The sequence below is a fragment of the Wenzhouxiangella sp. 15190 genome, assembly GCF_003417465.1.
Lineage (GTDB): Bacteria > Pseudomonadota > Gammaproteobacteria > Xanthomonadales > Wenzhouxiangellaceae > Wenzhouxiangella.
Window position 1 is genome coordinate 1 of sequence record NZ_QVMV01000012.1, and the last position, 10,000, is coordinate 10,000.

Consider the following 10,000-nt stretch of genomic DNA (forward strand, 5'->3'; position numbering starts at 1 on the left):
GACGAGCGCTTCGCTTGCCCAGGTCACCACCGAATTCACCTACCAGGGCGAGCTGGAGCAGTCCGGGACGCCTGCTGACGGCGACTATGATTTCCGCTTTACGCTGTGGGATGCCGAGAGTAGCGGTACGAAGTTGCAAGGGCCGGTCGAGGACACGCGTGTCCCCGTCAACGACGGGCTGTTCACGGCCAATATCGACTTCGGCAGCATCGTCTTCGGCGGCCAGGACGTGTGGCTGCAGATCGAGGTTGCCGAGGCGGGAACCGGCAGTTACACGACGCTGGGACCACGCCAGCAGATCAAGCCGGCACCGATGGCCCAGCATGCGCTGACGGTCGGGGCCGATGCGGTAGGCAGCACTCAGATTGTTGATGGCAGCATCACTGCCGCCGATATCGACAGCGGCCTGTTCTGGTCTACCGGGGGCAACGCTGCCGGCAGCGGAGATTTTCTGGGTACGACCAACACCACGCCGCTGGAGTTGCGTGTGAACAACCGACCGGTGACCCGGATCTTCGATGCTGAGGAAGGCAACGGCATTCACGCCCCCAATCTGATCGGGGGATCCGAGCTCAATGTACTGTCGGGCGGGTCGGTCGAGGGTGCCACCATTGCCGGCGGCGGCGGCGATCCGGGCTTTACGACCTGCGGCCCGGATCGCAGTAGCCCGTGCATCAACACCGTCGCCGACGACTTCACCACCGTTGTCGGTGGGTTTGGGAATTACGCGACCGGGCTCGCCGCCACGGCGATGGGCGGTGGCACGACCGCAAGCGGAGCTAATTCCACAGCGATGGGCGAGGAAACGACCGCCAGTGGCAACGACTCCACGGCGATGGGCGGTGGCACGACTGCCAGCGGTTCTCATTCCACGGCGATTGGCTTTCGCACGACCGCCAGCGCCTTCGCCGCCACGGCGATGGGTGATGAAACCAATGCCCCCGGGCTTGTAGCCACGGCGATGGGCGAGGGCACGACCGCAAGCGGCACCCACTCCACGGCGATAGGTAGGCGCACGACCGCCAGCGGCGATCAGTCCACGGCGATGGGCATGGATTCGAGCGCCGGCGGCGATTTCAGTTTTGCCGCCGGCCGTCGCGCGGTGGCGCGCGACGCCGGGGACGCTGGAGAGACCGATACCGACGGCAACTGCACCGCAAATGTCGACGAGTGTGGCGATGAGGGCACTTTTGTGTGGGCGGACAGCGAGGACGTCGATTTTGAATCGACCGGTCCCGACCAGTTCCTGGTCCGCGCCGCGAGCGGTGCCGGTATCGGCACGAGCGCACCGTCTGCCCAGCTTCATGCGGAAAACAACTCGGGCAGCGGTCTGACCACGCCGACCCTGCGTGCGGATAACTTGAGTACGGGTGCCGGTATTGCGGGCTATTTCATCACCCACGGCAGCGATGCGACGATGGTGTTGGCCAACCGCGAAGGCAGCGGGCCGCTACTTAAAGGCTTCGGCAACAATAACGGAGGCCGAGAATTCGAAATCCGCAACGACGGTTCCATGGATTTCTACAATGGTTTCGACCGGACGATCAACATCGATGCGCCGGGTGGCGAGATTACTGCCGACAACGGCTTTACAACAGGCGGTGCGGACTTCGCCGAGATGCTGCCACGCCATCGGCCTGAAGAATCGATCCGGCCCGCCGATCTCGTCGCGGTTCGCGGCGGGGAGATTACCCGTACCACCGATGACGCCGAGCGGCTGATGATCATCTCTTCCAGTCCCGCCATGCTGGGCAACCATGATGCATCGAAACCACAGAGCGATCACTCGCCCGTGGCATTTCTTGGGCAGGTCCCGGTTCGCGTGCGCGGCCCGGTTGCGATCGGCGATCTGCTGGTCGCCAGCGGCCACAACGACGGCACAGCCCGGGCCGTCAGCCCGGCGCAGTGGAATCCTGATGAACACGGCCCCTTCGCCGGTCATGCCTGGAGTGCCAGGTCCGACGAAGGCCTGGGCACTGTCACTGCGCGGGTCGGTGCGGCGCAGTCGACCGCGCTGGTCGAGCGAATTCGTTCGCAGAAGGCGCGAATCGATTCGCTGGAGGATCGGCTTGCCCGCCTGGAACAGGCGCTTGAGGGCCGTGCCGACGCATTGTAACTTTTCCGTCGGGGATGTTACCCCGACCTACTTGTTTTACCCCCTGACCTGTGGCAATTTGTGAATCATGATGTTTGAAGTCATTGCACTTGCCAATGCTGACAGCCCGCGTCCCGGCCGCCTGCCGCGACGTCCGCGCCGTCGTGTCCGTCATTCGGGCCGGGGTGTGCATTAGTCCTATCGAGCTTCAATCAGACGAGACTGCACGAGAAACCCGGCCCCAGACGCCGGGTTTCTTGTTTTCGGGAATGACAATTGAATTGAACGGGAAAACGGATCATGAGTGAACGCGTCGTCCTCGCCTTCTCCGGCGGGCTGGATACCAGCTATTGCGTGCTGGCCCTGAAGGAACAGGGTTTCGAGGTACACACCGCCTTTGTCGACACCGGCGGTATCGGTGCCGACCAGAAAGCCTGGATCGCCGGACGCGCCCGCGCCCTGGGAGCGGTCGAGCACCACGAGCTCGACGCCGGCCAGCCCTTGTGGGACCAGTTCGTGGTGCCGCTTCTGTGGTCGGGTGCACGCATGCTCGAGCAGTACCCGATGCTGTGCTCGGATCGCTACGTGATCGTGCAGGAGTGCCTGAAGCTGGCCGACGAGCTCGGCACCACGCACTTCGCCCACGGCTGTACCGGCATGGGTAACGACCAGCTACGCTTCGACCAGTCGGTGCGCTCGCTCGGCGATTACACGATCCACGCGCCCATCCGCGAACTGCAGCGCGAGACCAGTAACGTCCGCGCCCATGAACTGAAGTTGATGGCCGATGCCGGCGTCGAGGTGCCGGAATCGGCCAGCCGCTACTCGATCAACGAGAATCTGCTCGGCGTGACGCTTTCCGGCCAGGAAATCGACGAGTTCGGCGTGCCGGACGAGGACACACACGTCTGGTGCCGGCCCCGTTCCGAGTGGCCGGACGGCCCGCTGGAACTGACCCTCGGTTTCCGGGAAGGCCGTGCCGTGAGTCTCGACGACCAACCCCTGGACGGCCCGGACCTGCTCGCCGCACTCAACGACAAACTGGGTGCCTACGGGGTGGGCCGGCACATTTATACCGGCGACGTCTCCATCGGACTGAAGGGCCGGATCGTGTTCGAGTGTCCCGGCATCGACGGCCTGATGGTCGCCCAGCGGGCGCTCAGGGAGGCGGTCAATACCAAGCTGCAGAACCAGTTCCACCAGGCGATCGCCCAGCGCTGGGCCGAACTGGTCTATACCGGCTTTTTCTTCGAACCGCACAAGGCCGATCTCGAGGCCTATCTGGAATCAGCCAACGAATACGTCACGGGCGTCGTCCGGCTTTCCAGCGACGGCGGCGACATCCAGGCCGTAGCGGTGGGATCGCGCTACCTGTTGAAAGACCCGGACGCCGTCTATGCCCAATCCGCCGGGTGGACGCCCGAAGAAGCCGAGGGCTTCGTCAAACTCCTCGGCCAGTCGTCCACGCTGGCTGCCCGGATCCGGAAAAGATGACTAACTGCAAAGACGCGAAGAAAACTATGGAGCCACGGAAAGCACGGAATCCACGGAAGGGAAAAGGGTGAACATGTTGAATGCTTTAAACCGGTTCTTTCTTTCCGTGCATTCCGTGTCTTCCGTGGTTCCCGATTCTTTTTGTTTTCATTCTTTGTGTCTTGGCGTTTAAGAGGTTTAGAAGCTAATGCCCCAGCGACTTCTAGAGCACCTGGCCAGGCTGATCGAGTGCGACAGCCAGAATCCGCCCCGGAACATCACGCCGGAGGCGAGCATGTTCGTGTATGCCCGCAGCGTGCTGAAGGCGGCCGGATTCTCGGTTTCGATGACCGCCTACGGCGATGGCCACGTCAACCTTTTTGCCCGGCGTGGCGGGGCCTCGGTGCTGTTCAATTGCCACCTCGATACCGTGCCGGTCGGTGAGGGCTGGACCAAGCCGCCGCTGGAACTGACCGTCGAGAACGAGCGTGCATACGGCCGCGGCGCCTGCGATATCAAGGGGGCGGCTGCGGCGCTACTGGCGCTGGCCGAATCGAGCGAGGCGCGGATGGCGATCCTGTTTTCTTCCGACGAGGAAGGTGCCGGCGGTTGCTGTGTACGCAACTTTCTGGACGAGGCGTCTCACCGTCGATTCAAGCAGGTGGTCGTCTGCGAGCCGACCGATTGCCGGGCGACCCTTGCCCACCGCGGCTATCTGTCGGTCAAGGGGCGCTTCACCGGTATCGCCGGTCATTCGTCGGAAGGTCGGGCGCTTGCCGACAGCGCCATCCACCGCATGGCTCGCTGGACCTGTGCCGCCCTGTCGTACTGCGAATCCGAAAAGGCCGCTGGCCGGCCGACGGGCTTCAACGTCGGCCTCGCGTCCGGTGGCACCAAGTCGAACGTGATTGCCGGCGAGGCGAACCTGCATTACTCGGCGCGGCTGGGGCCGGGTGAGTCCAACGAGGAGCTGCTGGCGGAGCTGTCCGGCCTCGGTGGTGCCGACCAGTGCGCGAACTGGCATGTGCCGTTTTCCGGCCCGCCGCTGCCGGCGGCCGGTCAGGACGAAGCGCCCGTGCGTGCGTTCTGCGAGCGTCATGGTTTGCGCGTGGGCGAGCCGGTCGATTTCTGGACCGAGGCCTCGCTGTTCTCGGCTGCCGGGATGCCGACCATGGTGCTCGGTCCCGGTGACATCGCCCAGGCGCATACCGCCGACGAGTGGGTGACCCTCGATCAGCTCGAACGAGCCCGAAACCTCTATCAACGGATCGTCGAGCATGCCTGAAGTCCGTCGCACCGTCATCGAACTGCTCGGCCAACTCGGTTCCAGCCGGGAAGCGCGGCAGTATCTCAAGCAGTTCTCGCGCATCGAGGAATCGCGCTTTGCCGTGGTCAAGGTCGGGGGTGCGGTCATGCGCGATCACCTCGAGGAGATGGCCGCTTCACTCGCTTTCCTGCACCGGCTGGGCTTGACGCCCATCGTATTGCACGGTGCCGGACCGCAGCTCGACGAGGCGATGGCGGCCGCCGGCGTGCCTGTGGAGAAGCGCGACGGCCTGCGCGTCACCACCGAGGATGTCATGGCCGTGGCCCGGCCGGTGATTTATCGCGCCAATGCCGCGCTGGTCGATGCCCTGGAAGCGCGCGGGGTGCGTGCCCGCGGCATCCTGCACGGCGTGTTCGAATCGCAGTTATTCGACCGCGAGCGCCTCGGCCTGGTCGGCGAGATCGAACGGGTCGAGCTCGAACCGGTCCGTACTGCCATTGCCGCTGGATCGCTGCCGGTGGTCGCCTGCCTGGGTGAATCCCCGGCCGGGCAGGTGATGAACATCAATGCCGATATCGCCGCGCGTGAGCTGGTGTGGGCGGTGGAGCCGCACAAGGTGATTTTCCTGACCGGCACTGGCGGGCTGCTCGATCACAGCGGGCGCGTGATCTCGGCCATCAGCCTGCGCACCGACTACGACCATCTGCTGGCCCAGGACTGGGTGCATTCGGGCATGCGATTGAAGCTGCAGCAGATCAGGGAGATGCTCGAGCGCCTGCCCGCGGACACCTCGGTGTCGATCACCTCGGCGGAGAATCTCACCCGCGAGCTGTTCACGCATACCGGTGCGGGCACCCTGATTCGACGGGGCGAGGCGATCGACTGGTTCGAGACGGTCTCGCCGGAACATCGGGAGCAGCTCCAGATCCTGCTCGAAAACAGCTTCGGCCGAAATCTCCGTCCGGACTGGCTCGAACGGCGCGAACTGCTCGGCCTGCTCTGGGCCGAGAGCGGCCGGGCGGCCGCTCTGGTCACGGCCGGTGTCGACGGCGTGCCCTATCTCGACAAGTTCGTCGTCACCCCGGAGGCTCAAGGCGAGGGTCTGGGCGCGGCCCTGTGGCAGGCGCTGCGGCAGCGCTTTCCACGGCTCTACTGGCGCGCCCGCGCCGGCAACCCGATCGCCGGTTGGTATTTCCAGCAGGCGCACTCGACCCATCGTCGGGGCGAATGGATTGTCTACACCATCGGCATCGAGGACTTCGGCCTGCTCGGCCGACTGACGGCCGACGCCTGGCAGCGGGACTCTGGCTGGGTAGCGGAGTAGTTGCATGTTAAAGAGCAATGTGATAAAAATGCGCGTAGGAGTGCAATTGAACCGAGGCCTGGATGGATGACCGGCTTGCCCTGATTGCCGATGTGGCCGACTCGCGGCAAATTGGCGAATTTCCCGAGCGGCGGGACCGGCTGTTGACCGAGCTTTCGCGGCGCCATCGGGCCAATGGTTGGACGCGTTTCGATTACGCGGTAACTGCCTGGGACGAGTTTCAGGGGCTGATCGACCAACCGGCGATGCTGCCGTGCGTCGTCTGGGACTTCTGGTGCGCTTTCCGGCCCTGGTCGCTGCGCCTGGCATTCGGCTTCGGTCCTGTCGAGCCGGTGGTCGGGGCGGATGAAGGGTTGCCGCTCAACCAGGCTGTGACCGGCGAGGCTTTCTACCTTGCCCGCGCGGCGCTCGAAGCACTGGATTCGCCGCGCCACGGCATGAGCCGGGTGCGACTCCGGGTGGGGGCGCCGGACGACCCAAGGTCAATGACCTGCAACGCGGTACTACGGCTGGCCGATGCCCTCGTGCAGGACATCACCGACCGGCAGTGGCAGATCATCGAGCGTTACGAGGAAACCGGCAAGCAGACCGAAGTGGCCGCCATCCTCGACGTGGTCGAATCGACCGTCTCGCGCAGTCTGGCGAGCGCGCGCTATTGGGAGCTCAAGGCCAGCCTGGCGGAGTTGCGCGAGTTGCTGTCACGTCCGATGGATAATAATGTGGCTCCGTCGGGCGAAGAATTGGACTGATGCAGATACTGTTGGCACTCTTGATCGCGCACCTGGTCGGCGATTTCGTCGTTCAGCGCAAGTCCATCGTCGACGGCAAGCGCGAGGGTCGATGGCCGGCGCTGCTCGAGCACGGCGCCTGGCACCTGGCCTGCCTGATCCTAGCCTGGCTGCTGTTCGCGCCCGCCGGGGTTGCCGGCTGGCAAGTGATATTGGCGTTTGCGGTGATCGTCGTTGTGCATCTGGCCGTAGATCTGCTGAAATGCCGGTTCGACGGCAAGCATCAGCTGTCCGCTTTCGTCCTCGACCAGGCCGCCCACTTGATCGTGCTGCTGCTGGCCGCCTGGTGGCTCGCCGGTCGACCCGACTGGCTGGCGTCGATCAGTGGATTCTGGCGACTGTCTGCTGGCGTAGTGGGCTGGGTGCTGGTCGCTTACCTGGTCGTGGTCGTCGCCTGTGGGTGGGTCAACCGCCTGCTGCTGGCCTCGTTGCTGCCTGAAGGTGAAGACGCCGGCGAAGGCCTGGCACGGGCCGGCCTGTACATCGGTTGGCTGGAGCGCTTTCTCATGTTTTCGGCGTTCCTGGCGCAGGCCTGGGCAGCCATCGGCCTGGTGCTGGCGGCCAAGTCGGTCTTCCGTTTCGACAGTGTGCGTAAACAGCGTGCGCATGCCGAGTACTTCGTGATCGGTACCCTTTTGAGTACCAGTGAAGTCGTGGCCTTCGGCCTGATTTACCGGTGGTTGTCATCGAGTGTCGTTCTGGGAGGATTGTGATGCATCGACTGGCCCTGATCGGCGGGCGTGGCTACACCGGATCGGAATTGTTGCGGCTGCTGGCCGGTCATGATGAAATCGAACTGGCACTGGCGACCAGCGACAGCCAGGCGGGTCAGCCGATTGCCGACACCGTTCCGGAGTGGCCCGACTCGGGCCAGGCCTTCGAGGCCCTGCAGCCCGAGGGCGTGCACGAGGTCGATGCGGAGGTCTGGGTGCTGGCGTTGCCCAATGGACAAAGCCAGGCCTGGGAGGATGCCATCGGCCAGGCGCGCCCCGGGGCCGTCATCCTGGATCTCGGCGCCGACTGGCGCTTCGATCGGCACTGGACCTACGGTCTGACCGAGCTCAGTCGCGAGGCGCTGGGCTCGACGCAGCGAATCGCCAACCCCGGCTGCTACGCCACCGGCGGGATGTTCGGCTTGTGCCCGATTCGCCATTCCCTGGCCGCGCCGCCGGTGGTGTTCGGGGTGTCCGGCTACAGCGGTGCCGGCAAGATGCCTTCGCCGCGCAACGATCCCGACCGGCTCAAGGACAACCTGATCCCTTATGCCCTGGCCGGGCATATACATGAACAGGAAATCTCCGCGCACCTGCGCCGGCCGGTGCGTTTTCATCCGCACGTAGCGCCGTTTTTCCGCGGTATTTCGATGACCGTTTCGGTCATGCTTACCGAATCCATGTCGGCCGAAGACTTGCTGTCGATGTATTGGCAGCAGTATGGGGACGAGCCCCTGATCCGGCTCAGCGAGGAGATCCCCGAGATTCGCGACGTGGCCGGTACACCGAACCTGATCATCGGCGGATTCACCGTCGACGAGCGCGATTCCATGCGCGCCAGTTTCGTGGTGGTGCTCGACAATCTCTTGAAAGGTGCGGCCAGCCAGGCCCTGCAGAACATCAACCTCGCGCTCGGCCTGGACGAGTTGGCGGGCATCGCTGAAACGGCCCGATGAAGACGATGCGCCACAGAGGCCGGGCGGGATGGGGTGACTTTGCTGAAGGCCTCGCCACGCGTCGAACTGAAGCAAAGTCACCCCATCCCGCCCGGCCGATCTGGAGCCGCGGCACACCCAAGCCAGATACGGATGGCGAGAAGGGCCGAACGGGTGCGGGATCGTTCGCTTCAGTTCGACGCATGGCGAGGCCTTCAGCGAACGATCCCGCACCCGTCCGGCCGGTACGCAAAGGAGTCGTCAATGGCTGACTACATCTGGAAGAAGGATTCCACGGGCGAGGTCGACGAGCGTGTGATGCGCTTTCTCGCCGGCCAGGACGTGATCCTCGACCGCGAACTCCTGCCTTTCGATATTCGCGCCAGCCAGGCGCATGCCCGGGGCCTGGCGCGCATCGGTGTGCTTGGCGAAGAACAGGCCGAGCAGATGGTCTCGGCCCTGAACGATCTGCAAGACGCTTTCGCAGCCGGGGAATTCGTCCTCGACGAGCGCCATGAGGACGGCCACTCGGCCATCGAAGCCTGGTTGATCGACCGGCTGGGCGAACTCGGCGGGCGGATTCACGCCGGCCGCAGCCGCAATGACCAGGTGGCCGTTGCCGTTCGCCTGTACTTGCGTCACCGGCTCGGCCGGCTGGGCGAGCTGTGCCGGGAGATCGCGCGTGTCGCGCTCGATCGCGCCGAATCCGAAGCCATGGTGCCGCTGCCCGGTCATACGCACCTGCAGCAGGCCATGCCATCATCGCTGGGCCTGTGGTGGGCCGGACACGCGGAAGCCTTCATCGACAATGCCGACCTCGCCGGCCAGGTTGCCGAATGGCTCGACGCCAGCCCGCTGGGCACGGCATCGGGGTTCGGCGTCAACCTGGCGCTGGATCGCGAGGGTGTGGCCAGCGAACTGGGCTTTCCGCGCCTGGTCGTCAATCCGCAGTACGCGCAGAACAGTCGCGGCAAGGTCGAGTTGCGTGCCGTCGACGCCCTGGCCGCGGCCACTGGCGATCTGCGGCGCCTGGCCTGGGATCTCAGCCTCTACGCGAGCGAGGAGTACGGCTTCATGAAAATCGGCAGCGCTTACTGCACCGGCTCGTCGATCATGCCCAACAAGCACAATCCCGATACGGTCGAACTGTTGCGGTCCCTGCACGCCACGGTCGTCGGCGCCCGCGCCGAACTCGATGCCGTGCTGTCGCTGCCTTCCGGATACCAGCGCGACCTGCAGGACACCAAACCGCCGCTGATCCGCGCCTTCCAGCGCGGCCTGGCCGGCCTCGAACTCGTGCCTGACCTGCTCGAATCGATCGCCTGGAACGAGGCGCGCATGCGCGAGGCCATTGCGCCGGCGCTGCACGCCACCGACCGCGCCAACGAACTGGTTGGGCAGGGGC

The 10,000-nt window shown here is 64.8% G+C and carries 7 protein-coding genes and 1 pseudogene (1 of these 8 cut by a window edge); all 8 read left to right on the forward strand.

The genetic code is table 11. The annotated features are described in order from the left end of the window. A pseudogene (locus DZK26_RS03450) lies at positions 1-2,116 on the forward strand (hypothetical protein); the annotation flags it as partial. 279 nt (positions 2,117-2,395) lie between these two features. Beyond that, positions 2,396-3,589 (forward strand): argininosuccinate synthase domain-containing protein, encoded by a 1,194-nt coding sequence (locus DZK26_RS03460; protein WP_116898620.1) that lies wholly within the window; start codon positions 2,396-2,398, stop codon positions 3,587-3,589. A 187-nt stretch (positions 3,590-3,776) separates the two neighbouring features. Further along, positions 3,777-4,853 carry an acetylornithine deacetylase gene (locus tag DZK26_RS03465; protein WP_116898621.1) on the forward strand — a complete coding sequence of 359 codons (1,077 nt, stop codon included), beginning with the start codon at positions 3,777-3,779 and terminating at the stop codon, positions 4,851-4,853. Then, the gene (locus DZK26_RS03470; RefSeq protein ID WP_116898622.1) at positions 4,846-6,159 is read left to right on the forward strand and encodes an acetylglutamate kinase; all 1,314 of its coding nucleotides are present in this window, start codon (positions 4,846-4,848) and stop codon (positions 6,157-6,159) included. Before DZK26_RS03465 ends, DZK26_RS03470 begins: the two co-directional genes overlap by 8 nt. Positions 6,160-6,221: 62 nt before the next feature. Further along, on the forward strand, positions 6,222-6,908 hold the full coding sequence (locus DZK26_RS03475; RefSeq protein WP_116898623.1) for a SatD family protein: 687 nt from the start codon (positions 6,222-6,224) through the stop codon (positions 6,906-6,908). Beyond that, positions 6,908-7,660: a DUF3307 domain-containing protein gene (locus tag DZK26_RS03480; protein ID WP_116898624.1), complete on the forward strand. Its 753-nt coding sequence runs from the start codon at positions 6,908-6,910 to the stop codon at positions 7,658-7,660. Before DZK26_RS03475 ends, DZK26_RS03480 begins: the two co-directional genes overlap by 1 nt. Next, the gene (argC, locus tag DZK26_RS03485; protein WP_116898625.1) at positions 7,660-8,616 is read left to right on the forward strand and encodes an N-acetyl-gamma-glutamyl-phosphate reductase; all 957 of its coding nucleotides are present in this window, start codon (positions 7,660-7,662) and stop codon (positions 8,614-8,616) included. Before DZK26_RS03480 ends, argC begins: the two co-directional genes overlap by 1 nt. A 243-nt stretch (positions 8,617-8,859) precedes the next feature. After that, positions 8,860-10,000: the 5' portion of an argininosuccinate lyase gene (argH, locus tag DZK26_RS03490; protein ID WP_116898626.1), read on the forward strand. It continues 161 nt past the right edge of the window; only the first 1,141 of its 1,302 coding nucleotides appear in the window; its start codon is at positions 8,860-8,862; its stop codon lies beyond the right edge, outside the window.

Excerpts from the sequence above, each read along its gene's own strand:
- DZK26_RS03460 (WP_116898620.1), top strand. The coding sequence starts at position 2,396 with ATGAGTGAACGCGTCGTCCTCGCCTTCTCCGGCGGGCTGGATACCAGC.
- DZK26_RS03465 (WP_116898621.1), top strand. The coding sequence starts at position 3,777 with ATGCCCCAGCGACTTCTAGAGCACCTGGCCAGGCTGATCGAGTGCGAC.
- DZK26_RS03470 (WP_116898622.1), top strand. The coding sequence starts at position 4,846 with ATGCCTGAAGTCCGTCGCACCGTCATCGAACTGCTCGGCCAACTCGGT.
- DZK26_RS03475 (WP_116898623.1), top strand. The coding sequence starts at position 6,222 with ATGGATGACCGGCTTGCCCTGATTGCCGATGTGGCCGACTCGCGGCAA.
- DZK26_RS03480 (WP_116898624.1), top strand. The coding sequence starts at position 6,908 with ATGCAGATACTGTTGGCACTCTTGATCGCGCACCTGGTCGGCGATTTC.
- argC (WP_116898625.1), top strand. The coding sequence starts at position 7,660 with ATGCATCGACTGGCCCTGATCGGCGGGCGTGGCTACACCGGATCGGAA.